22 protein-coding genes are annotated in these 24072 nt (G+C 58.2%); 14 read left to right on the forward strand and 8 right to left on the reverse strand.

Annotated features, from left to right (window positions below):
• Window positions 1–68 precede the first annotated feature (68 nt).
• Window positions 69–692, reverse strand: a complete 624-nt coding sequence (locus CLU84_RS17335; RefSeq protein WP_099738763.1) for a cytochrome c — start codon at window positions 690–692, stop codon at window positions 69–71.
• A gap of 77 nt (window positions 693–769) precedes the next feature.
• Here CLU84_RS17335 and yihA point away from each other — a divergent pair, with 77 nt between their 5' ends.
• A complete protein-coding gene (gene yihA / locus CLU84_RS17340; protein ID WP_233210254.1) occupies window positions 770–1510 on the forward strand; it encodes a ribosome biogenesis GTP-binding protein YihA/YsxC in 741 nt (246 codons plus the stop codon).
• Window positions 1511–1554: 44 nt separating this feature from the next.
• Complete coding sequence (locus tag CLU84_RS17345; protein WP_099738765.1) at window positions 1555–2469, forward strand: alpha/beta fold hydrolase; 915 nt, start codon at window positions 1555–1557, stop codon at window positions 2467–2469.
• Between the two features lie 51 nt (window positions 2470–2520).
• Here the strand turns inward: CLU84_RS17345 and CLU84_RS17350 are convergent, their stop codons facing one another.
• Together CLU84_RS17350 and CLU84_RS17355 are read right to left on the reverse strand one after the other, a co-directional pair.
• The gene (locus CLU84_RS17350) at window positions 2521–3402 is read right to left on the reverse strand and encodes a lysophospholipid acyltransferase family protein (protein WP_099738766.1); all 882 of its coding nucleotides are present in this window, start codon (window positions 3400–3402) and stop codon (window positions 2521–2523) included.
• Entirely contained in the window at window positions 3399–4271 is an 873-nt protein-coding gene (locus CLU84_RS17355; RefSeq protein WP_099738768.1) for a lysophospholipid acyltransferase family protein, read from the reverse strand. Before CLU84_RS17355 ends, CLU84_RS17350 begins: the two co-directional genes overlap by 4 nt.
• A gap of 126 nt (window positions 4272–4397) precedes the next feature.
• Between CLU84_RS17355 and metK the strand changes: the two genes are divergently transcribed.
• Window positions 4398–5585, forward strand: a complete 1188-nt coding sequence (gene metK, locus CLU84_RS17360) for a methionine adenosyltransferase (protein WP_099738770.1) — start codon at window positions 4398–4400, stop codon at window positions 5583–5585.
• Between the two features lie 244 nt (window positions 5586–5829).
• On the forward strand, window positions 5830–6003 hold the full coding sequence (locus tag CLU84_RS17365; protein WP_099738772.1) for a DUF1328 domain-containing protein: 174 nt from the start codon (window positions 5830–5832) through the stop codon (window positions 6001–6003).
• Between the two features lie 62 nt (window positions 6004–6065).
• Here CLU84_RS17365 and CLU84_RS17370 read toward each other — a convergent pair whose 3' ends face one another.
• On the reverse strand, window positions 6066–6746 hold the full coding sequence (locus tag CLU84_RS17370; protein WP_099738774.1) for an NUDIX domain-containing protein: 681 nt from the start codon (window positions 6744–6746) through the stop codon (window positions 6066–6068).
• 123 nt (window positions 6747–6869) lie between these two features.
• Here CLU84_RS17370 and CLU84_RS17375 point away from each other — a divergent pair, with 123 nt between their 5' ends.
• The 6 genes from CLU84_RS17375 to CLU84_RS17400 all read left to right on the forward strand — a co-directional run bounded on the left by CLU84_RS17375 (window position 6870) and on the right by CLU84_RS17400 (window position 13081).
• Window positions 6870–7718 carry a cysteine hydrolase gene (locus CLU84_RS17375; protein ID WP_099739102.1) on the forward strand — a complete coding sequence of 283 codons (849 nt, stop codon included), beginning with the start codon at window positions 6870–6872 and terminating at the stop codon, window positions 7716–7718.
• A gap of 66 nt (window positions 7719–7784) precedes the next feature.
• A complete protein-coding gene (gene pncB, locus CLU84_RS17380; protein WP_099738775.1) occupies window positions 7785–8999 on the forward strand; it encodes a nicotinate phosphoribosyltransferase in 1215 nt (404 codons plus the stop codon).
• Window positions 9000–9015: 16 nt separating this feature from the next.
• The gene (locus tag CLU84_RS17385; protein ID WP_099738777.1) at window positions 9016–10719 is read left to right on the forward strand and encodes an NAD+ synthase; all 1704 of its coding nucleotides are present in this window, start codon (window positions 9016–9018) and stop codon (window positions 10717–10719) included.
• 107 nt (window positions 10720–10826) lie between these two features.
• The gene (locus CLU84_RS17390; protein ID WP_099739104.1) at window positions 10827–11990 is read left to right on the forward strand and encodes a bifunctional nicotinamide-nucleotide adenylyltransferase/Nudix hydroxylase; all 1164 of its coding nucleotides are present in this window, start codon (window positions 10827–10829) and stop codon (window positions 11988–11990) included.
• A 70-nt stretch (window positions 11991–12060) separates the two neighbouring features.
• Window positions 12061–12558 (forward strand): GNAT family N-acetyltransferase, encoded by a 498-nt coding sequence (locus tag CLU84_RS17395; RefSeq protein WP_099738779.1) that lies wholly within the window; start codon window positions 12061–12063, stop codon window positions 12556–12558.
• Window positions 12559–12742: 184 nt separating this feature from the next.
• A complete protein-coding gene (locus tag CLU84_RS17400; protein ID WP_099738781.1) occupies window positions 12743–13081 on the forward strand; it encodes an H-NS family nucleoid-associated regulatory protein in 339 nt (112 codons plus the stop codon).
• Here the strand turns inward: CLU84_RS17400 and CLU84_RS17405 are convergent.
• Window positions 13075–15738: a chemotaxis protein CheW gene (locus tag CLU84_RS17405; protein WP_099738783.1), complete on the reverse strand. Its 2664-nt coding sequence runs from the start codon at window positions 15736–15738 to the stop codon at window positions 13075–13077. The genes CLU84_RS17400 and CLU84_RS17405 overlap by 7 nt on opposite strands.
• Window positions 15739–15984: 246 nt before the next feature.
• On the opposite strand from CLU84_RS17405, the gene groES reads away from it, so the two are divergent.
• Together groES and groL are read left to right on the forward strand one after the other, a co-directional pair.
• The gene (gene groES / locus CLU84_RS17410; protein WP_099738785.1) at window positions 15985–16275 is read left to right on the forward strand and encodes a co-chaperone GroES; all 291 of its coding nucleotides are present in this window, start codon (window positions 15985–15987) and stop codon (window positions 16273–16275) included.
• 91 nt (window positions 16276–16366) lie between these two features.
• Window positions 16367–18016, forward strand: a complete 1650-nt coding sequence (groL, locus tag CLU84_RS17415; protein WP_099738787.1) for a chaperonin GroEL — start codon at window positions 16367–16369, stop codon at window positions 18014–18016.
• A gap of 158 nt (window positions 18017–18174) precedes the next feature.
• Here the strand turns inward: groL and CLU84_RS17420 are convergent, their stop codons facing one another.
• Window positions 18175–19344, reverse strand: coding sequence for a porin (locus tag CLU84_RS17420; protein ID WP_099738789.1), 1170 nt, complete (start codon window positions 19342–19344; stop codon window positions 18175–18177).
• Window positions 19345–19568: 224 nt separating this feature from the next.
• Complete coding sequence (locus CLU84_RS17425; protein WP_099738791.1) at window positions 19569–20624, reverse strand: porin; 1056 nt, start codon at window positions 20622–20624, stop codon at window positions 19569–19571.
• Window positions 20625–20950: 326 nt separating this feature from the next.
• Between CLU84_RS17425 and coq7 the strand changes: the two genes are divergently transcribed.
• Window positions 20951–21568, forward strand: coding sequence for a 2-polyprenyl-3-methyl-6-methoxy-1,4-benzoquinone monooxygenase (gene coq7, locus CLU84_RS17430; protein WP_099738793.1), 618 nt, complete (start codon window positions 20951–20953; stop codon window positions 21566–21568).
• A gap of 75 nt (window positions 21569–21643) precedes the next feature.
• On the opposite strand, the gene CLU84_RS17435 is transcribed toward coq7, so the two are convergent.
• Complete coding sequence (locus CLU84_RS17435) at window positions 21644–22096, reverse strand: OsmC family protein (RefSeq protein ID WP_099738795.1); 453 nt, start codon at window positions 22094–22096, stop codon at window positions 21644–21646.
• A gap of 383 nt (window positions 22097–22479) precedes the next feature.
• On the opposite strand from CLU84_RS17435, the gene ilvA reads away from it, so the two are divergent.
• Window positions 22480–24033, forward strand: a complete 1554-nt coding sequence (gene ilvA, locus CLU84_RS17440; RefSeq protein WP_099738797.1) for a threonine ammonia-lyase, biosynthetic — start codon at window positions 22480–22482, stop codon at window positions 24031–24033.
• Window positions 24034–24072 lie beyond the last annotated feature (39 nt).

Below are 24072 nucleotides of genomic sequence, written 5' to 3' on the forward strand. Positions count from 1 at the left end.
GCCTGACTTGGGGGATGAAAAATGCCTGAAAGTTCCCGGAGTCACCCCAGAATCTGGTGAAAGGATTTTTAACGCAAGCCAGCTATATAGTCTGCCACGGCCTTGATTTCGCGATCATTAAGCTTTGCAGCAACCTGAACCATGGGAATGCTATTGGTGCGCTGGCCTTCGCGAAAAGCAATCAGTGTTTTAACGGTGTAATCAGCATGCTGACCTGACAAACGCGGGTACTGGGCCGGAATGCCTGCACCGTTGGGACTGTGGCAGCCAGCGCAGGCCGCAACCTGGCGCTCCTGAATACCACCACGGTAAATGCGCTCACCCAGGGCAATCGAATCCTTGTCCTTGGAGAACCCATTCTTGGGGGCCTGTGTGTGCAGCCAGGCGGAGATATTCTTCATATCACCATCGCTCAGCGACGCGGCAAAGCCCTTCATTACCGGATCATTGCGCTTGCCGTCTTTAAACTCGCGCAGCTGTTTGACCAGATACTCTGGGTGTTGCCCTGCCAGCTTAGGCTGCAGGGGAATGGTTGAATTGCCATCAGCAGCATGGCAGGAGGCGCAAACCGCCCCATAACTGGCTTGCCCTTTGGCAGCATCTGCTTTAACAGGTGTTTCTCCCGCAGAAAATGCAGGAAAGGCAGGTGCTGCGAAAATAACAGCAGTCAGCAAAGAGGCAAGCAACTTCATATCGAGGGGCTGGGTCTATTGTTGAGAGTGCGAATCCTCGAAATTCTACAATGGGCCTCCCTGAAATAGTTACCGTCATGACCCATGCTTCCCCGGATACCACAGCCGGAAATACACATTCTTTGATCGACAGCAAGCTTGCGATGGGCTGGATGCACACTGCGCGCTTCTTTACCACCGCAGCCCAGCTCAACCAGCTGCCTCCGATCAATGTGCCCGAGATCGCCTTTGTGGGCCGATCCAACGCCGGCAAGTCCACCGCCATCAACACGCTGACTCAGCAAAAGCAACTGGCCTTTGCCTCCAAGAAGCCCGGCCGCACCCAGCACATCAACCTGTTTTCCCTCGGTAAACAAGGTGTGACTGACGCGATACTGGCTGACTTGCCCGGCTACGGCTACGCCGCTGTGTCCCGCGAAGACAAGCAGCGCTGGCAGCGCGTGATGCTCAATTACTTGATGGAGCGCGAAAGCCTCACGGCCGTGGTGCTGCTGTGCGATCCACGCCTGGGCCTGACTGAGCTGGATGAAGCCCTGCTCGAAGCCATCCGGTCCCGCGTCGAAGCCGGCCTGAAGTTCCTGATCGTGCTGACCAAGGCCGACAAGCTGACCCGCGCCGAGCAGGCCAAGATTCTCTCCATCACCAAGCTCAATGCAGGCGGCGGTGAGGTGCGTTTGTTCTCTGCCCTCAAAAAGCAGGGTGTGGACGACGTGGCCCAGTTGCTGTGGCACTGGTGCCACCCCGAGGGATTGCCCCAGGCAGCTCCCGTCGCCGAAGCGACGCCTGCAAACAACGCCCCTGCGCAAAATCAGCCCTAGGCGCTTATTTGGCAAGCGCCAGAAGCTACAAACAGGAGAGCTTCATGGTTACGACTTGCATGCACCCACTGGCGACAGGCATCACGCTTGAATGCCGCACCAGCGGCCAGCCCGGCCAGCCTCTTCTGCTGTTTCTGCACGGCTTTCCCGAAGGGGCTTTTATCTGGGATGAGCTGCTGGAGCACTTTGGTGCCAGCTACCGCTGCGTAGCGCCTAACCTGCGCGGCTATGGCCGCTCCAGCCAGCCCAGCGCCATCAGCGACTACCGCGCCAAGCATCTGGTTGATGACCTGGCCGCCTTGATCGCGCTGGAAAGTAACGAGAACCGCGCCGCCTGCGTGATTGCACATGACTGGGGCGGAGCCCTAGCCTGGGGCCTGGCCAACCGCTACCCCAAGCAGCTGCAGCGACTGTTAATTCTTAACTCCCCACATCCCGGTAGCTTTTTACGCGAACTGCAGACAAATCCTGCGCAGCAAACAGCCAGCCAGTACATGCACTTTCTGCGCAGACCAGATGCGCCCACTTTACTGGCTGAAAACCGCTGGCAGCGCATGCTGGGCTTTTTTCAGAACCCCGATGGCAGCCAGCCCGTCTGGCTGACCCCCGAGCTAAAGCAGCAATACCGAGAGCATTGGGACTTGGGCGTGCATGGTGCCTGCATGTTTTACGCAGCCAGCCCGTTGGTGCCGCCCCAGCCCAACAGCAGCGCCGAGGACTTACAGGACATTCGCGGCCTGAGCCTGCCCGATGAAATGCTGCATATCCCCGTGCCGGTGCGCATTCTGTGGGGCGATAGCGATATCGCCCTGCAACCAGCCTTGCTCAATGGGCTGGAACAATGGGTGCCGCAGTTGACGGTGGAGCATTTAAAAGGCTGCAGCCACTGGGTAACGCATGAGCAACCCGAAGCCGTAAGGCGCGCACTGACGGAATTCTTAAAGCAAAACAGCTCCTGAAACAGAAGCTCCTTGCGCATATTCATCAATGGCTAGAGGCCATTTTGAGCATTATTCTTTGGTGTACAGCGATGCCTCGCCATCCGGGCGCGTCTTGAAACGTTTGTGCACCCAGTAGTACTGCGGAACCATGGTCATGATGGCTGCCTCCAGCTCACGGTTCATGCGGGCCGTATCGGCTACATGGTCGTCGGTAGGGAAGTTTTCCCAGGCGGGGGTCAGCTCAGCCACATAGCCTTCAGGCGTCATGCGGTTGTACAGCGCCACTACCTTGGCCTTGCCCAGCCGTGCAAAGCGCGAAAGCGAGGGAATCGTGGCCGTGTTCTCCACTGCAAAGAACGGCACAAAGACCGAGTCGTTCTTGCCATAGTCCATATCGGGCAACAGATACAGAAGCCCACCCTTGCGCACGCAGGAGATGATAGGTTTGACGCCATCGGCGCGGTTGAGCATCTTCACATTACCGAAGCGCTGGCGACCGGCCATGAACCAGGCGTCCAGGTCCGGGTCGGGATTGGTTGCAAAAATGGAGGTGAACTCGCGCTCGGTATTGAGCGGCAATGCCAGCCCGCCGGCATCCATGCTGTAGAAATGCGGTGCAAAGACGATGGTGGGAGCATCGCCTTCTAGCTCATGCGTAGCGCCCACCAGCTTTACGCGGCTGCGCACCAGCTCTTCTGATCCAAACCAAAGCCAGCTTCTGTCGAGAAACGTCTGGCAAAAGACTTCAAAGGACTCTTTCGCCCATGCTTTGCGCTGTGCCTCAGGAACATCGGGGAAGCACAGCTCCAAATTCCGCAGCGCAATACGGCGGCGCTGGCCTGCCACCAAAAACAGCACGCGGCCAATGAATTTGCCCAAACCGCGCAACATGGGCAGCGGCAGCTTGGCCAGCACATGCATGAAGCCAATGGCGATCTTGCTGGCGCTCATGCGTTTTCTCCAGACTTCACAACAGCTGCAGCTTCGCTGCGCTCCACACGCGGCTGCTTGTAGCGGCCGTAGCCCCACAAATACTGCTCAGGGCACTGGCGAATGGTTTTTTCCATGGCCAGATTGATTTGGAGCACGCAAGCATCTAGCGTGGTGGCATCCGTCATAGGCCACTCTTCAAAATACAGGGTGTAGCCCCGGCCCCAGCTCAACCGTTCGCAACGGGCAAGCACCACGGCCGCGCCGGTTTGCAGCACCAGCCTGGCCGCCAGCGTCATCGTGTAAGCATCTCGGCCAAAAAATGGTGCCCATGTGCCTTGTCCATCCGGCGGTACCTGGTCGGGCAGCAAGCCCACAGCCTCACCCTTGCGCAAGGCCTTGATCATTTGCCGCACACCAGACAGCGTGGTGGGCACGGCTTGCACACCCGGGCGATTGCGCGCGGTTTCCAAGATTTCAGCCAGCCAGCTCTGGCGCGCAGGGCGATAGAGCACGGTAATGTCGCCATACTGGGCCGACCAGCGCTGCGCTGCAGCCTGTACCGACATCTCGAAGCAGCCCAGATGGGGGGTCAAAAAAACGAGGCCCTTGCCTTGTGCATAGGCCTTTTCGACACATTCCCCGTTGACGATGTTGCAAGGCGGCAACTCCTTCCCCAGCCAGATGCGCGGCATCTCAAACACCATGCGCCCGGCATGGCCGACCGCAGAGCGCACCTGCCCAAAGCGGTAGCCCGCCTGCGCCGCATTGGTCGAAAAACGGCGTCTGTAGGTCGGCGAAAGAAGCAAAATCAACCAGCCCATGGCTGCACCTAGCATGTGCAATAGCCACAAAGGCAGCGCTGCAAAGAGTCGAAACAGGGAAGGCATTAGAATAGTAGGGTCGCTGAGTTAAAGAGCAACTTGCAGGGCGACGTTAAAACAAAACTGCTAAAGCGTTCGCCAGACTTCAAAGCTCAGGCAACGCAATTGCCCAAGCTACAAGGAGTTATATCAATGGCGAACAGCGATTTTCTGTTTACCTCGGAATCGGTTTCTGAAGGTCACCCCGACAAGGTCGCGGACCAGATCTCTGATGCGATTCTGGACGCTATTTTCACCCAAGACCCGCACAGCCGCGTGGCAGCCGAGACACTGACCAACACCGGTCTGGTGGTATTGGCAGGTGAAATCACCACTGGCGCGAATGTGGACTACATCCAGGTCGCACGCGACACCATCAAGCGCATCGGCTATGACAATACCGAATACGGTATTGACTACAAGGGATGCTCGGTTCTCGTCGCTTACGACAAGCAAAGCCAAGACATCGCCCAAGGCGTGGACAAGGCCAGCGATGACGAGCTGAACACCGGCGCTGGTGATCAGGGCCTGATGTTTGGCTACGCCTGCGACGAAACGCCCGAGCTGATGCCCGCGCCCATCTATTACGCACACCGTCTGATGGAACGCCAGGCCCAGCTGCGCAAGGATGGCCGTCTGCCCTTCCTGCGCCCTGACGCCAAGAGCCAGGTGACCCTGCGCTATGTGGATGGCAAGCCCCACAGCATCGATACCGTGGTGCTGTCCACCCAGCACAGCCCCGACCAGTCGGAAACATCGACCAAGATGAAGGCCTCGTTCACCGAAGCCATCATTGAAGAGATCATCAAGCCCGTGCTGCCATCTGAATGGCTGCTGGACACCAAGTACCTGATCAACCCCACCGGCCGTTTCGTCGTGGGCGGCCCTCAGGGCGATTGCGGCCTGACCGGTCGCAAGATCATTGTGGATACCTACGGCGGTGCTTGCCCCCACGGCGGCGGCGCATTCTCCGGTAAGGACCCAACCAAGGTAGACCGCTCGGCTGCTTACGCAGCGCGCTATGTGGCCAAGAACGTGGTCGCCGCCGGTCTGGCGCGCCAATGCCAGGTTCAAGTGGCCTACGCCATTGGTGTGGCTCGCCCCATGAACATCACCGTGTACACCGAAGGCACAGGCGTGATTCCCGATGCGGAAATCGCCAAGCTGGTGGCTGCTCACTTTGACCTGCGCCCCAAGGGCATCATCCAGATGCTGGACCTGCTGCGCCCCATCTACAGCAAGACTGCGGCTTACGGCCACTTCGGCCGCGAAGAGCCCGAGTTCACCTGGGAACGTACAGACAAAGCTTCTGAACTGCGCGCAGCCGCCGGTCTGAAGTAAACCACTGATGAGGGGCCCCGCGAAAGCGGGAGCATCGCTGCGAGGACCAAGTTCCATCGCGCTGATGCGAACGCGGACCATAAGGCGTAGAAGCCTTCCAACCGTCATTCCAAGTCACCGAAAGAGATTTCGGTGACTTTTTTATTGTCAGATTCGACCTACGGGAATTTTCCCCAAATGAACACTAAAGGCTTGCGCTCACGCACTTAGGCTTGAACCATCGCTTCATACAAAGGAGTCTTCGATGCTCAAGTGGGCCATTATTTTTGCCGTCATCTCCCTGGTGGCCGGTGTTTTCGGCTTTACCGGCGTAGCCGCAGGTGCCGCCGGCATTGCCAAGGTTTTGTTCTTTATCTTTATTGCGATTGCCGTGATCTTTGTGGTGCTGGCCCTGCTGGGCATAGGCGCAGTGAGCTAGACCGGCTGATAGATTCCTTCCAAATAAAAATGCCTGCTCAGCAGGCATTTTTTACGTTCACTTCATAAGCCACGGGGGCTCAGCGCCAGCTCCTGCCGGAAGACCGGCTTGACCCGGTAGAGCTGAGCCGGCCTGTGCGCCCCCCCCTGCAAGGCACCCGGCACAGCCTCCAGCCAATCCATCTCATCCATCTTGCGCCTGAAACTGACCTTGTTCAAAGGCTCACCCAGGACGTTTTCATAGACCAGTTGCAGCTGCGGCAGCGTGAACGTCTCGCCACACAAGTGCACGGGCAGCGAGGAATAAAGGCTTTTGCTGCGCACCCGCGCCAGCGCCGCATCCAGAATGGTGCGATGGTCAAAGGGCAACTGCGGCAGGGCCGACACGGGTACCACACACAAATCATCTCGCTGCGGCGGCAGGCTCTGCGTGGGCAGCAAGGCGCAATACGCTACGGCCACCGACCAGCCACGCGGGTCACGCGCCGGGCCGCTGAAAGTGGCGAGTTGCTCCAGATACGCGCCTTCAATACCCACCTTGGTCTGGAGCACCCGGGCCGCGCTGGCCTTGGTGTCAGCATCTTCTGCGGTGTGGATAAAGCCGCCGGGCAAGGCCCACACGCCCGCAAATGGCGCAGCGGCGCGGCGCAGCAGCACGGCATGCAACTGCTGCTCGGCCAGCGTGAGCAGCACCACATCGACGCTGACCTGCACGGCTTCTCTGCGTTCAGTGGTTTGATTCATTTTTTTACCAACTCCATTTTCTTCGGCATGATTATTTCACAATCATCCAAAATTACTTAGTTGCAATTATATTTTAAGTAATTTAGACTGCAGGCATTGCACATCGCTCAGAAGGTGAAGACCATGCGCTACACAGAGACCCAGTTACTCATCATCGACCCGCAAAATGACTTCTGCGACCTGCCTGAGAACTGGCAGCCTCGCTCGCCGGTGACTGAGCAAGTGATAGCACCCAGCCTGCCCGTGGCTGGTGCTCATGCGGATATGCAGCGTCTCGCCAGCTGGATTGCAGCCCAAGGCGAAACGCTGGGCCAGATCACCCTCACCCTCGATTCGCACCAGAGCTACGACATTGCCCACCCCGCCTTCTGGCAACAGCGGGACGGCAGTGCTGTCACGCCCTTCACCCAGATTACGGCCGCGCAGATGCGGGCTGGCGACTTTGCCCCGCGCAATGCAGCAGAGCAGTCGCGCACGCTGCAATACCTGGATCAACTAGAGGCACAAGGCAGCTACACGCTGATGGTCTGGCCGCTGCACTGCGAGATTGGCAGTTGGGGCCATGGCGTGCATGCCAGCGTGCTGACGGCTTGCCGCCGGTGGCAAGACCTGCAGCACCGCGCCGTGCGCCATGTATTCAAAGGCATGAACCCGTGGACCGAGCACTACAGTGCCATCCGCGCCGAGGTCCCCGATACGCAAGACCCAGAAACCGGCCTGAACACTGCCCTACTGGCTCAGCTTCGCGCCAGTTCCCAATTGGTGATCGCCGGTGAGGCCAGCAGCCACTGCGTGCGCGCCACAACGGAGCACATTGTGGACAACTGGGGCAGCGACGATTTCTCGCGCATCGTGCTGCTGACAGACTGCATGAGCCCAGTGGGCGGCTTCGAGGCGGCGCACACCGCCTTCCTGCAGCACATGCATGCAATCGGTGTACGCTGCGAAACCAGCGCCAGCTTTAACTTATGAGACAAACAGGCCTCTAGCGCATACAAGACAAGCGCTAGCAGCTCACATTTTTGAAAAGAAAGCGGTATGAGCCCGATCATCACCAATCTGCTGGACACCGACCTCTACAAATTCACCATGTGGCAAGCCATGCTGCACCGCCACCCTCAGACCGAAGCCGTGTACGAATTTGTCTGCCGCACGCCCACCGCCTTTCCGCTGGCCAGCTTGCTGCCTGAGGTGGAGCGTGAGCTGGACGCGCTGTGCAGCCTACGCTTTGGCAAAGACGATCTGGACTATCTGGACAGCCTGCGCTTTATCAAGAGCGACTTCATCGACTTTTTGCGCATCTTCCAGTTCCAGCGCGCCTTCATCAAGGCATGGGCTGAGGGCGACACGCTGCACATCGAGGCGCGCGGCCCGCAAGTCCACGTCATGGGCTTCGAGATTTACGTACTGGCCATCGTCAACGAGCTGTACTTTCGCCGCTTTGATGCCGAAGCCGCCATCGTTGAAGGCCGCCAGCGCCTGAGCCAGAAGCTAGAGCGGCTCAAGCATTTGGCCGTGGAGGCCAAGCTGCGCAACCCCTTTGAACTGTTTGACTTCGGCGTGCGCCGCCGCTATTCCGGCCTCTGGCAGCGCGAGGTGGTGCAGGCCTTTGCCGACGAGACTTCGCAGTGGTTCAAAGGCACATCCAACGTACTGCTGGCGCGTGACCTGAACCTTGTGCCCATCGGCACCATGGCCCATGAATATCTGCAGACCTATCAGGCATTGGGCGTGCGGCTGCGTGACTTTCAGGTGGCAGCACTGGAAGACTGGGTTCAAGAGTACCGGGGCGATCTGGGTATCGCCCTGACCGACACCGTGGGCATGGACGCGTTTCTGGCCGACTTCGACATGTACTTTGCCAAGCTGTTCGATGGCCTGCGCCACGACTCTGGAGACCCGTTTGAGTGGGGTGAAAAAGCCATTGCCCACTATGAAAAGCTGCGCATTCCACCGCAAAGCAAGCGCCTTGTCTTCTCGGACGGTCTGGATCTGGACACCGCACTGGCCCTGTACCACCGCTTTGCCGATCGTATTCAGTGCGGCTTCGGCGTCGGCACCCGCCTGACCAACGATATGGGACTGACCACCATCAATATCGTGATGAAGCTGACCCATGCCAACGGCCAGCCCGTTGCCAAAATATCAGACTCGCCCGGCAAGACGCTGTGCAACGACGAAACCTATCTGGCCTATCTGCGCCAGGTTTTCAGCATTGCGGAACCCGCGGCCAAAAGGCCTGAAACCGTCTGACCAACAGGAGAGAGCCATGTTGAAAGTCACCCTCGCCCAGCTCAACTACATGGTGGGCGACATTCAGGGCAATATCCGCCGCATGAGCGAAGCCGCTGCCAGGGCAAGCGCCGACAAAGCGGATCTGGTGGTGTTTTCCGAGCTGTCGCTGTCTGGCTACTACCCCGGCGACATGCTCGATGAGCCCAGCTTTTTGCAGCGGCTTGACGCTGGCCTGCAAGACCTGCTGTCTGCCACACGCCAGTTCCCCGATCTTCACTGGGTGGTGGGCGCGCCCACCCGCCACAACGGCCCCGGCAAACCGCTGCACAACAGCCTGCTGGTGCTCAAAGACGGGCAGATTCGCCTGCAGTACGACAAGCAGCTGCTGCCCACCTACAACATCTTTGACGAGCGCCGCCACTTCGAGCCCGGCGCAGACACGGCCAAGGTGCTACGCGTGGGTAATTGCCAGGTCGGCTTTCTGGTCTGTGAGGACGGCTGGAACGACCAAGGCGCCGACTACGCCACCAACCCCTTTGTGCGCATGGGCGACGCTGCGCCGGACATGGTCATCAGCATCAACGCCAGCCCCAGCCACCTGGGCAAACGCGAGCAGCGCCACGAAGTCTTCACGCAGGCAGCGGCGCGCCACAAGCTTTCCATCCTCTATGTGAACCAGATCGGCGGCCAGGACCAGATCGTGTTTGACGGCGCATCGTTTGCCGTCGAACCCGAAGCCGGTGTGGTGTTTGAAGCCAAGCGCTTCGAAGAAGACATCTACACGCTGGAGCTGGGTGACAACGGGCATTTTCAGAGCGCCACCGGCCAAAATCTCAGCCCAGTGCCCGCGCAAGGCCTGTCCACCATGGAGTTCTACCGCCAGCAAATCGTGCTGGGCTTGCGCGACTATGCGCGCCGCTGCGGCTTCAAGCAGGTGGTGGTGGGTAGCTCCGGCGGCATTGATTCGGCGCTGACACTGGCTCTGGCCGTTGATGCGCTGGGGGCGGACAACGTGGTTGGCATCACCATGCCGTCCAGCTATTCGTCAGCCGGTTCGGTGGATGACTCGGTGGATCTGTGTCGCAATCTGGGCATCAAGCTGTACGAGCACCCGATTAAAGAACTGGTCACCACCTACGCGCGCCAGTTCGAGGCCAGCTTTGGCGAAGCTCTTCAAGGTTTGGCACTGGAGAACCTGCAGGCCCGCACTCGCGGCACCACGCTGATGGAATTCAGCAACGCCTTTGGCCACCTGCTGCTGACCACAGGCAACAAGTCCGAAGTCTCGGTGGGCTACTGCACGCTATATGGCGACACCAATGGCGGGCTGGGCTTGCTGGGCGATCTGTACAAGACCGAGGTCTTCGAGCTGTCGCGCCACATCAACACCCACGCGGGCCGTGAGCTGATTCCGCAAATTATCATCGACAAGCCGCCATCGGCCGAGCTGGCCCCAGGCCAGAAGGACGAGGACAGCCTGCCGCCCTATGCCGTGCTGGATGAAATCCTTAAATGGCATATTGAGGGCCAGCACCTGTCCAGCAAAGAGTACGCCCATGCCGCCGCGTTTGTGGAAAAGCTGCGCACCCAGAGCGGCGGGCCCGAGATCATTGCCCGTGTGCAAAAGCTGGTGTTCCGCAGCGAGTACAAGCGCAGACAGGCCCCGCCCATGCTGAGAGTGCGCCCTCGCGCCTTTGGCACCGGCCGGCAAATGCCAATTGCGGCACACTATGAGTAAGCCTTAATCAAAAAGTGAGCAGCTTGCGCTTGATGAACATGCGCAAGCGCCTCTTTGAGCCAATATGCCCAACTTCGGGCGCTGATTTCTGTACGGGTTTTGCTTTCATGCCTCAAGCCAGTTCCCACACCGCCAGCAAACGTGTCATCTCTGCTGCGCCAGAGACTCTGCCTATCTCGATGCCCCTGCATACCGCCGTGCTGATTGGCCGCTTTCAGCCACTGCACAACGGGCATATGGCACTGCTGCACGCAGCGCTAGAGCGCGCCCGCCAAGTGGTGGTGGTGCTGGGCAGTGCCTGGCAGGCCCCAAACCCCAAAAACCCGTTTAGCTGGCAGGAGCGCGCGCAGATGCTGCGAGACGCGCTATCCAAAGAGGATACAGAGCGCATTAAGTGCGTGCCCGTGCGTGACTATTACAACGAGCCGCTGTGGGTCAATGCCGTGCGTGACGCCGTGCAAGCCCATGTTCCCGAAGGCGCCAGCGTGGCGCTGGTGGGCCACTTCAAAGACTCCAGCAGCAGCTATCTGGCGCGCTTTCCGGGCTGGGAGCTGATCAGCCTGCCCCGTCTGGGCCAGTTTGATGCCACGCCGCTGCGTGACATCTTCCTGGGCGAAGGCAGCGCATCGCCTGAAGCCATGGATGCCGCACTGGGCAAGCTCTCCAGCCAGATGCCCGAAAGCACGCTGGCCTTTTTGCGTCACTGGGCCCACACGCCTTTGTATGTGCGCCTGCAAAAAGAGTGGCACATGCTGCAAGCCTATAAAGAGGCTTGGGCCAAGGCCCCTTACGCCCCTCTGTTTGTGACGGTGGATGCCTTGCTGCGCTGCCACGCCAAGGGCCAGGGCCATGTGCTGCTGATTCAACGCGGCCATGCGCCTGGTGTAGGCCTGTGGGCCTTGCCCGGCGGCTTTCTGGAGCAGCGCGACAGCCTGTGGCAATCCTGCGTACGTGAGTTGCGCGAAGAAACCTGCTCCTCCATCAGCGAGGCCGATCTGCTGGCCGCCGTACAAGCCGTGCAGGTGTTTGACCACCCGGACCGCAGCCTGCGCGGCCGCACCATCACCCATGTCCACTACCTGGATCTTGGCATGCAGCCCGCCCTACCGCCCGTTCAAGGCGCAGACGATGCCGCGCTGGCACGCTGGGTGCCGATTGCCGATCTGGCGCAAATGGAAGGGGACTTTTTTGAAGACCACTTCCAGATCCTGTGCCAGTTCCTGCCCATCACGCTGATCCACGGCGAGCAGCCTGCCAGACAGGTCGCTTAAGGCGCAAAATTCATAGCTGCTAGCGCTTATTCAATAAGCGCTGCAACCCTTTTTTTTCTAAAAAATAATCATGAGCACGTTGAACATCCGCCCTGCCACAGAGCAAGACATCGACCTCATCCTGCACTTTGTGCGTGAGCTGGCGATCTACGAAAAAGCCGAAGACGAAGCCAAGGCCACGCCCGAGCATGTGCTCCGCACGCTGTTTTGCGAGCACCCGGCCGTTTTTGGCCTGATTTGCGAGGTCGATGGCAAGGCCGTGGGCTTTGCGGTGTACTTCTTCAACTACTCCACCTGGCAAGGCCAGCATGGCCTGTATCTGGAAGACCTCTACATCACCCCCGATGCACGCGGCCACGGCGCGGGCAAGGCCCTGCTGCAGCGACTGGCCCAGATCGCCATCGACAAGAACTGCGGCCGCTTTGAATGGAGCTGCCTTGACTGGAATACACCGTCCCTGAAGTTCTACGACAGCCTGGGTGCCCTGCCGCAAACCGAGTGGATTCGCTACCGCATGACAGGTGACGCCCTGCAAGCACTGGCCAGCGGCCAGAAAACCGTCAGCTAATCCGTATCAAAAGCATTCAGAGTGATGCGCGCTACCCAGCAAACTAGCGTGCACTCCCTTATCAGATGACGAGTACGCAACTTCAACACTATGTGGAGCAACAGCTTGCGTCAAAATGGGTGGTTTTGCATAAAAATAACAAGGCGGCTATCAGGCTGGCCTTCACACTCATTGGAATCCCTTGATGCCTAGCTACAAAGAACTTATTGCTCGCAAAGACGAACTGGACAAGCGCATTGAAGAAATGCGCCACACCGAGGCCAAAGAAGCACTGGCCACCATCAAGCAATTGATCGACACTTTCGGCTTTACCTCGCAGCAAGTTTTCCCCTGGAAGCCTGAAGAGAAGAAAAAGGTCGAAGCCAAGTACTACGACCCCGAAAGCGGTGCCAGCTGGACAGGCCGCGGCAAGCCACCAAAGTGGATTGAGGGCAAGGATCGCAGCCAGTACGAGATCAAGACCACCCCGGTGATCGACTACAGCGCCCCCCTCGACGAAAAAAACCCCTTCCCGGTTCAGTAAGTCGCAGCGCCCATTGCCACTTGGACTGGTGCAGGCGCTTTGAGCATTTGCACCAGCGTCGCCACATTCAAGCACTGAATCAGCAAATCGCCGCCATTGGCCTGGATCAAGCGGTCCACCAGCGCATCCGCCGAATGGGCCAGCGCAGGCGCAGCGCGCAGCTGCCGCGCATCCAGTCTGGCAACCCCCTCCAGATCGCTGATCAGCAAACCCAGCTTCAGCCCCTGATGCGCCAGCACAATCACCTGACTTTGCTGGCTTCTGATCAGCGGCTTTCCGTAGAGCAAAGCCCCCAGATCAAACACCCAGACATAGCCCGCCACAGCACCTTGACTGCGTCGCGCCAATGTGCCCACGCAGTGGGGCAGGCGCCCGGCTGAGATGGGAGCAATTTCGGCGGCACTTTGCGCCTCCAGCACGCAGGCTGCATCCAGAGCCAGCACGCTTTGCCCCACAAAGAACGTCGCCATCTCCATGCTTGCCGCAGCTGTGGATGTGGCCGACGGCAGGCTCTGCACATGGATATTGCGACGCCAGACCGCGGCTTGCGCATCCCCCTGTACCGGCCCGAAGGTCTGTACGGACAGGGCCAAAACATCCTCCTCATAGCCATCGCTGCGCTTGAACTCGCGGTAGCCGCTGCCTGCCGTCACCGCCACCACGCAGTACTGGCCTTGGTACGCCATGGCCCGCGAAAGGCTCTGGCCTGCAGGCAAAGCCAGCATGTCTGACGGTAAATCCAGCACCATGCCAGGCAGCATTTGCGCCGAGGATGAAGACATGACAACACCTGCGCGATTGAGATACGCGGCCTGCCTGCTGCCAGCACCCTCCACTCTATGCTCTATCTGCGAGCCCAGCACGCCTTGCAGCATGGCCTGAAACTCGCGTTGCGCATGGAAGACCAGACCAATCCCACCCAGTACCTCGCCATTGGGAGAACGAATGGCAGCGTGATAAACATAAGTCGGCCCCGCCCCCTCATGCAGCGCAGAAGGGCGCCATGCAGAGACGTGATAAGCCTGAGTGCCTTTCAAGCCCAGCACTTTGAGCAGGCTCTCCTGATCGACAAAGCGACCTGTCAACACCTCCTCGGCCTCGCCTTGCAGGCTCGTCGCCACAATCTTGCCGCTGACGTCGTACACCATGATTTGCTGGTACACGGTGTAAAGCGCATGAATGGCGGTGAGCAACTCACACACCTCAGCGCTCGCACTTTCAGCTGCATTGCCTTCTTTCAGCGCTTGCAGCAAAGCTGGCAATTGCAGTGTCAACGCCCACCAGCGGCAGTCGTTGGCGCGTTCGTAGAGATTGCGGTCCAGCAAATCCACCAGCAAACGCGTGAGCAAGCTGTTATCGTCCAGCGCCGTCGTCAGCACCGTGCTGTAGAGCGAGCGAATGGACTGGGTAAACACCTCGTTGGTGCGCGCGCCCGTCTCACCAATCTGCTCCAGAACGGCCTGCAATCTTGTGTTGTCCGCCTGCTTGCCTGCCGTCATGACTTGCCCGTTCCAGACCACACGCCTGATGGTGTCTGCCGCACTGCGAATAGCGTGCAAAGGTGGACAAAAGCGATGCGCATGACTCAGCAAGCCCTGCGCCACCACCGCATCCACCGCTTGCAGGTCGCTATGCCCATGTGTGCCAAACGCCAGCTCAAGCGGCACCATGATTTGCGCACGCCAACCTTGGGGACCCATGTAACCCTGGTAGCCAGCAGAGAGTGCCGATTGCACCAAATAAGTGCGACCACTATGAATCCAGAGCAGGTTTGCACCATTTTTGCGAGACCTCACCAGCACGCCCACTCCAATCCAGTGCATATCGCTGCTGGCCAGCACCCGGTCTTGCGCATCCAGCAGCAGGGCTATGCTGGTTTCGGGCTCATGAGCCGCGTCTGAACGTCGCCCATTCCAGAGGCCCTGCATCTCTCCCTCAAAATCAAAACACAGGCACAGCACGCCCACAGGCTTTTGCGTGACGGGACTCAGCATACGGTGGGCATAAATCAGCCCAAGAGACTGATCTGGCAGCAAGTCTGTGGCACCAAATGCCTGCACAAAGCTTTGGCTTTGCAGTGCCTGCTCAATCAGCAGGTCCCGGCATGGCTCACTTTGCACCGCCCCGTCTTCCTGCGTGCTTGCCCGCACATAGCCTTCGCAATCGAGTAGCAGCACCTGCTGGTAAACCGTGTATTTGCTGCGATAGGCACACAGACGCTCAGTAATCTGCGCTTTATCGTCATCCGTCTGCGTATCCAGATCCGCCATAAAGCGGCAAAGCAACACATCGGTGGCCAGAAAGCCCACATCGGCCGTTCGCTCATAAAGATTGCGCACCAGCGTATCCATCAGATGCTGAGCCTGGCTGTGCAAACCACGCCCCACACCCTCGACCGCCTGCGCCACCATGGACTGCACCAAATCCTGCTCCAGCTGTTCAAAACCCGCCCGCGTCGCAGCCATCATGGGCAGCAGGGCCTGCGCCTCCTGCGGGCAATTCATCTTGGCTGATGACTCGATGAGCCGCCACATCAGGCTCAGCTCCTGCAGCGAACTCTCACATCGCGCCACCTGACGCATGTGGGGAATGAAGGCGTCTGTCTGCAGCAGGTCTTGCGCTTGCTGCACCGGGGCGGTGAGTTGTTTCTGAGGCATGCACTGGTGGAGCAAAACTCAGGCCTATTTGTAAAAACACGTTACATCTAGAGCAGGACAAACCCTGAACCCTGAACTATTTGCCCTCTCAGCCCCCAAGGCTGGGTCTTGAAACCTCGGGAAATTGCCTTATTATTAGCACTCGAGGGGGTTGAGTGCTAACAACTTGACCCTACATATTCCGAATGTCGGCCATGAAGGCTGGCAAGTCTTGTTTCAACTTTGTTGATGTATTTAGGAGTTGGTATGAACCTGCGTCCCCTGCACGATCGCGTGATCGTCAAGCGCCTCGAAAACGAAACCAAGACGGCTTCGGGCATTTATATCCCCGACAACGCCGCAGAGAAGCCTGATCAAGGCGAAGTGCTGGCAGTGGGTCCCGGCAAGCGCAACGACAAGGGCGAACAAATCGCTCTGAACGTGAAGGTCGGCGACCGCGTTCTGTTCGGCAAGTACTCTGGCCAGACCGTCAAGGTTGATGGCGACGAGCTGCTGGTGATGAAGGAAGACGACCTGTTCGCAGTCGTCGAGAAGTAATCCTTCCCACATTACTCACATATTCATAGCTTCTAGCGCTTGATAGACAAATGCTAGAAGCCTATTTGATACAGATTTGTAGGAGCCAAAAATGGCAGCAAAAGACGTAGTTTTCGGTGGTGAAGCCCGCGCACGCATGGTTGAAGGCGTGAACATCCTGGCTAACGCAGTCAAGGTCACTCTGGGCCCTAAGGGTCGCAACGTGGTGCTGGAGCGCTCGTTCGGCGCTCCTACCGTGACCAAGGACGGTGTGTCCGTGGCCAAGGAAATCGAACTGAAAGACAAGCTGCAGAACATGGGCGCTCAGCTCGTGAAGGAAGTGGCCTCCAAGACCAACGACATCGCTGGTGACGGTACGACTACCGCTACCGTGCTGGCTCAAGCCATCGTCCGCGAAGGCTCCAAGTACGTTGCTGCTGGCCTGAACCCCATGGACCTGAAGCGCGGTATCGACAAGGCTGTCGCCGCTCTGGTGGAAGAGCTGAAGAAGCAATCCAAGGCCACCACCACCTCCAAGGAAATCGCTCAAGTTGGCTCCATCTCCGCCAACTCCGACGAATCCATCGGCAAGATCATCGCTGACGCGATGGACAAGGTCGGCAAGGAAGGCGTGATCACCGTTGAAGAAGGCAAGTCCCTGGACAACGAACTCGACGTCGTTGAAGGCATGCAGTTCGACCGCGGTTACCTGTCGCCCTACTTCATCAACAACCCCGAAAAGCAAGCCGCTGTTCTGGACAACCCCTTCGTGCTGCTGTTCGACAAGAAGATCAGCAACATCCGCGACTTGCTGCCTACCCTGGAACAAGTTGCCAAGGCTGGCCGTCCTCTGCTGATCATTGCTGAAGATGTCGAAGGCGAAGCCCTGGCAACTCTGGTGGTGAACACCATCCGCGGCATCCTGAAGGTTGTGGCTGTGAAGGCTCCTGGCTTCGGCGACCGTCGCAAGGCCATGCTGGAAGACATTGCCATCCTGACCGGCGGCAAGGTCATCGCTGAAGAAGTCGGCCTGGCCCTGGACAAGGTGACTCTGGAAGACCTGGGCCAAGCTCAGCGCGTCGAAATCGGCAAGGAAAACACCACCATCATCGACGGTGCTGGCCAAGCTGCCGAGATCGAAGCCCGCGTGAAGCAAATCCGCGCTCAGATCGAAGAAGCCACTTCCGACTACGACCGTGAAAAGCTGCAAGAACGCGTGGCCAAGCTGGCCGGCGGTGTTGCCGTGATCAAGGTTGGCGCTGCCACCGAAGTCGAAATGAAGGAAAAGAAGGCCCGCGTTGAAGACGCCCTCCACGCTACCCGCGCTGCTGTGGAAGAAGGCATCGTGGCCGGCGGCGGCGTGGCTCTGCTGCGTGCCAAGCAAGCTGTGGGCGCACTGTCCACCGGCAATGCCGAGCAAGACGCTGGCATCAAGCTGGTTCTGAAGGCTGTGGAAGCTCCTCTGCGCGAAATCGTGGCCAACGCCGGTGGCGAGCCATCGGTGGTGGTGGACTCTGTCCTGAAGGGCCAAGGCAACTTCGGTTTCAACGCTGCCAACGACACCTACGGCGACATGCTGGAAATGGGTATCCTGGACCCCACCAAGGTGACACGTACTGCTCTGCAGAATGCTGCTTCCGTGGCTTCCCTGCTGCTGACCACTGAGTGCATGATCGCTGAAGCCCCCAAGGCTGAAGGCGCTGGCGCTCCTGACATGGGCGGTATGGGTGGCATGGGCGGCATGGGTGGCATGGGCATGTAATTGCCAAGCTGTCGACTGGGTGGCTATCGCCACCCAGCGCCGCAAACAAAAAAGGCCGCATCCAGCGGCCTTTTTTGCACCCTTCTGGTTTGTGCAAGCACTTCCAGAACTAAAAAGCCAGCCCAATCGATAGGCCGGCTTTTTAGTGAATGACTTGCTTAGAAGCGATGGCGCAGACCGATGGTGATACCGGTGCGCTTTGTTGCGCCATTGGCATCCAGCATTACACCCGCACCGCCCTTGGTCTTGGTGTGGTCCACCGCGAAATAGGCATCGGTACGCTTGGAGAATGCATAGTCTGCAACAGCGACCATAAAGTCGGCCTTGCCATTGAAAGTACCCGTTGCCGAGCCCGATTGTTTGGCATGGTAGTAATGCAGACCTGCATTCAACTGTGGCGTAACCTGATAACCAAAACCGACCTTGAACATCTCACGCTTGTTGGCAAAATTGCCAGGAGCATTACCTGCAATAAAACCGCCATTGGAAGAGCCTGTCCAGTAAGCATTCAGCAAACCGGCGTCAAAAATCGCACCGGCACCCGCCGCCCCCAGACTGTCCTTGACCTTATTCTGGCCATAGCCTGCCATCAGATACCAAGGGCCGGTTCGGTATGAACCACCCAAGGTCCAGGCGTCTACCTTTGTGCCCGCAGGCAACGTTGAACTCTGATATGCCGCACCGGCCGAAATTCCATTGGCGGAGTAGCGAAGATACCCACCCGCCGTTTTCAATGCCAGACCTCCTGGCGTCATATCAATAGCATTGCCTTTCTTGGCGAAGGTATTTCCTTCATCAAAGGAATACTGCAGTCCGGCGCGTACGGGGCCAAACTCCGCCACGTACTTCAGCATATTATTGGCACGTGCACCCAGCGACATACCAATCTCGGGTTTGTATGCATCCATATAGGGAGAATATGGAAACGAGGCATATGTTGAAGTCACCAAGTCGAACAGCACATTGTATTGGCGACCCATGGTCAGCTGACCAAAGCTATTGCTGCGCAGACCTACCCATGATTGAGCAAAATAAGGTTGCGCGGTACTGGGAGTACCGGAGTCCGTCCAGAACCGATTTTCCAGATTGGCAATCGCAGATAGACCCCCACCCAAATCCTCCTTGATATTGATACCCCAGCGGCTCTCGGACATACCGCCACCAATCATTTTTGTCAGCCCACTTTTATTAGCTCCTTCATTATTGGTGTGACGAATTGCAGCATCCACAATGCCATACAGCTGTACGCTGCTTTGTGCGTATGCCAAGGTTCCCAGAGTACCCAGCACCGCCAAAGCCAATGTTTTTTTCACAAATGAAGATTTCATTGTGTTGCCTCTCTCTTAATTCACAAACAGTTGGTGGAAATTCATTCTAAAAATGCTTTCCTCAACCGCGTGAGCATTGGCACAAGCACAACACAGGCGTTTCCCTCTCCGAATTACCCTCTCAGTAATCACCCTTTAAGGTTTACCCCAAAAAGCAAAAAGGCCTGTCGTAAGACAGGCCTTTTTTAACTTTTAAACAGTTACTGGCTTACACCAGCAATTGATTAGAAAGCGTGGCGGATACCAACTTGCACGCCAGTCTGGTTCTTGCCCAGAGCCGACAGAGAACCGTCGTTCACACCCTTGGCTTGCAGGCCCAGGTTGGAGTTCTTGTTGTTCTTCATGTAAGCAACAGTGCCGTACAGAGCGGTACGCTTGGACAGGTTGTGCACATAACCCAGAGACAGCTGTTGAGCCTTGGTGTTGTTGCCCTTTTGGTCGTAGTAAGCGTACTGAGCCTTCACTTCGCCAACGCCACCCACAGGAGCGGACACGCCCAGTGCGTAGTTGTTGAACTTGTCGCTGGAACCAGCGTTGGGCTTGTACTTGATCTGTTGAGCCAGACCGATCACCTTGGCCACGCCAAAGTTGTAGGAAGCGCCGATGGACATTTCGTCACGGTCGCCTACGTTGCCGTAGCTCAGAGTGCCGTAAGCAGCAGTCACGCTCAGAGGACCGTTGTCGTAACCAACGTTACCACCGACGTAACGGCCACCGTTGCCACCCAGGGTAGCTTGGTTAGCCTTCTCGTCGAAAGCGTAGCTGATGTTGGCAGTGAAGCCGCTGAAGTTGGGCGAGGAGTACGACAGCATGTTGTCCTTACGGATCGTGTTGCCGTCGGCCAGGCCTGTACCAGCCCAGTCCTTGTAACCCATGAACTGGCCAATACCAGTAGCGCCGAACAGGTCATACTTCAGACCAGCACGGAAAGTGGGAGTTGTTTCGCGACCCAGGCGAACTTCACCGAAGTTGCCAGACAGACGCACTGTGGATTCGCGCTTGAAATCAAAGCCCTTGGCGTTACCAGTGTCGCCGAAGATTTCGCCTTCCAGCCAGAAGCCAGCCTTCAGACCACCACCCAGGTCTTCGGTACCACGCAGGCCCAGACGGCTGGTAGCGTTACCGCTGGTGCCGACGCCGTACTTGCTGGAATCGTTGCCAGTAGCGTTGTTCACGTAAGACACGCCAGTGTCAACGATACCGAACAGGGTCACGGAAGATTGAGCCATTGCGGCGCCGGAAGCGGCCAGCACTGCCAGGGCAATCAGGGATTTTTTCATTACGAGTTACTCCAAGGTTTAGAAGGGCGCCGGTTCTATGTAAGAGAGACTTGAGCCTCGAGCTCCACCGGTTTCCCGCGCCAACCTCCTGGTGGGGAAGTTGGGTCTATTGCACCAGACCACCGCACCCAGCGCAAAGGAATTCCCCAAAAAAGGCTCGATTCGGCGCGTTTTCGTTGCAGCACCGCAACAAACCTCTAGGACACACTCTTGGGTACACCCTTAAGGGTTGCCGCTTGGTATTGCCCCAGCACAAATGGCGGATGAGGCACTCTGGTGTACCTTATGCACATTGGCGCCCTCAGGTGCCGCACTGAGTTTTTTCCATGGATCAATTTCTGACCGCTGCCGATGCAGCTCTTCGCACTTTGTTCGCCGATCCGATCGCCGCCGAGCGCTCGCCTGCCACCGGTATTGCCGAAGCCAATTTGAGCGATGAGCAGCGCAAGCTGTCTGCCGCCTTGATGCGAGTCAATCATGTGGGCGAGGTCTGCGCACAGGCACTCTATAGCGCTCAGGCCATGGTGACCAAGGATGCGCAACTGCGCGAGCACCTGCTGCACGCCGCGCGCGAGGAGATGGACCACCTGGCCTGGACCCGTGAGCGCTTGCATGCACTGGGCGATCGCCCTTCGCTGCTGAACCCGCTCTGGTTTGCTGGCGCGTTTGCCATTGGAACGATTGCTGCCAAGGTCAGCGATGCCACAAGCCTGGGCTTTGTGGTCGAGACGGAAAACCAGGTATCTGCGCATCTAGAAAGCCATCTGGGCCGCCTGCCCGAGGAAGATGAAGCCTCTCGCGCGGTTGTTGCGCGCATGAAAGACGATGAAGAGCGCCACGCCGCAGCAGCGATTGAGGAAGGCGCGATTCAATTGCCGCCCGTGGTGCAAGGCCTGATGCGCGTTGCAGCCAAGGTTATGACGACGACGGCACACCGCATATAAAACAGCTTCCTCCAAGAAAAACGGGCCGCTGAGGCCCGTTTTTTGTTTTGCACGTTGTTTTGTGCGAAGCGCCTATCAGGATTCAACGATCTCAAAACCCGTCGTAATCTCAGCCGTATGGCCCAGCATGATGGTGGCCGAGCAATATTTGTCATGACTCATGGCAATCGCACGCTCCACCGCGCCGGTAGGCAGGTTCTTGCCGCTGACGGTGAACTGCATGTGAATCTTGGTGAAGACCTTGGGGTCAGTCTCTGCACGCTCGGATGTCAACTGCACGCTGCAACCCTTCACATCGTGGCGGCCACGCTTGAGGATAAGCACCACGTCATAAGCAGTGCAACCACCGGCGCCTGCCAACAGCATTTCCATGGGGCGAGGCGCCTGATTGCGGCCGCCATTGCCAGGATTTTTTTCATCCGGCGCGCCATCCATGTTGACGATATGACCGCTACCGGTCTCCGCCACAAAGCCCATGCCCGAGCGCATACCGGTAGTTGCGCCTGTCCAACTTACTGTGCATTCCATTGCTGCATCCTCTTGAAACTGTTGCAATTCTGCATCAAATCCAGAAAAACCCGAATCTTTTTTGCACGATAAAAACACATCCCCTACAATACAAGCAAGCGTTACCTGCTAGGTCAAACCCGCAGGCAGACTGCAGATTACTGGAAAGTCCTGATCTGTATCGCACCGTTTGTCTCCTCCACCTCCTCTAATGGTGGATTCAGCCCCTAGCTTCTTAGCTAGGGGCTTTTTTTCGTCCCGGCTCAGCGCAAGTTCGCAGCCCAACAGGGCGCACCTCTCGAGTGAGTACTGCAACGCAGCAAGCAAGCGCCTATCATGATCGGCTTCCCTGCACCCGGCTGACTGATTGCTCTGGCCCTGGTGCACTGCTTCTGAATTGCACCATGACTCAAGCCCTCACCCCTGCCGATTATCTGACTCGCATCCTCAATGCACGCGTCTACGACGTGGCCGTGGAGTCGGACCTGGATATTGCCAAGAACCTCAGCCGCCGCCTGCACAACAAGGTATTGCTAAAGCGCGAAGACCAGCAGCCCGTGTTCAGCTTCAAGCTGCGCGGTGCCTACAACAAGATGGCGAACCTGACGGCCGAGCAGCTGCAAAAAGGCGTGATCTGCGCCAGCGCTGGCAACCACGCACAGGGTACGGCACTGAGCGCCAAGAAGCTGGGCTGCCGCGCCGTCATCGTGATGCCGACCACCACGCCACAGGTCAAAGTGGACGCCGTGGCCGCGCTGGGCGGCGAAGTAGTGCTGATGGGCGACAGCTATTCCGACGCCTACAAGCACTCCATCAAGCTGCAAAAGGCCGAGGGCCTGACCTTTGTCCACCCCTTTGACGACCCCGATGTAATTGCCGGTCAGGGCACCATCGCCATGGAAATGCTGCGCCAGCTGCAAAAGCTGGGCAGCCAGCGCCTGGACGCCATTTTTGTGCCGATTGGCGGCGGCGGCCTGATTGCCGGCATTGCCAACTACATCAAGGCCGTGCGCCCCGATGTGAAGGTGATTGGCGTGCACACCAAAGACTCCAACGCCATGATGCAGTCCGTGCAGGCGGGCGAGCGCGTGGAGCTGGCCGATGTGGGTCTGTTCGCCGACGGCACTGCCGTGAAGCTGGTGGGCGAGGAGACCTTCCGCGTCACCCAAGGCCTGGTGGATGACTATGTGACGGTGGACACCGACGCCGTCTGCGCAGCCATCAAGGACATCTTTACCGACACCCGCTCCATCGTCGAGCCCTCGGGCGCTCTGGGCGTGGCTGCTATCAAGCAGTACGTCGCCAAGAACAAGACCAAGGGCGAGACCTACGCCGCCATCCTGAGCGGCGCAAACATGAACTTCGACCGCCTGCGCTTTGTGGCCGAGCGTGCCGAAGTGGGCGAGGAGCGCGAAGCCCTGTTCGCCGTCACCATTCCCGAAGAGCGTGGCAGCTTCAAGCATTTCTGCGAAGTGGTGGGCAAGCTGCCCGGCGGCCCGCGCAATGTGACCGAGTTCAACTACCGCATCAGCCACGAGGACAAGGCCCATGTGTTTGTAGGCCTGACCACGCCGACCAGGGGCGAGAGCGAGAAGATCTGCAAAAACTTCCAGAAAAATGGCTTTGACGCCATCGACCTGACCTTTGACGAAATGGCCAAGGAACATCTGCGCCACATGGTGGGCGGCCATTCGCCCCTGGCGCAGGAAGAGCGCCTGCTGCGCTTTGTATTTCCCGAACGCCCCGGTGCGCTGTTCAAGTTCCTGAGCCTGATGGCGCCCACCTGGAACATCTCGCTGTTTCACTACCGCAACCAGGGCGCGGACTACGGTCGCATTCTGGTCGGCATGCAGGTACCACCCAAGGACAGCAAGAAGTTCGACGCCTTCCTCAAGAACCTGGGCTACCCGTGGGTGGAAGAAACCAACAATCCGGCCTATCAACTTTTCTTGAAGTAAAAAAGTCCTCTAGCGCTTTATCCACAAGCGCTAGAAGCT

The sequence above is a fragment of the Comamonas sp. 26 genome (genome assembly GCF_002754475.1).
GTDB lineage: Bacteria > Pseudomonadota > Gammaproteobacteria > Burkholderiales > Burkholderiaceae_C > Comamonas.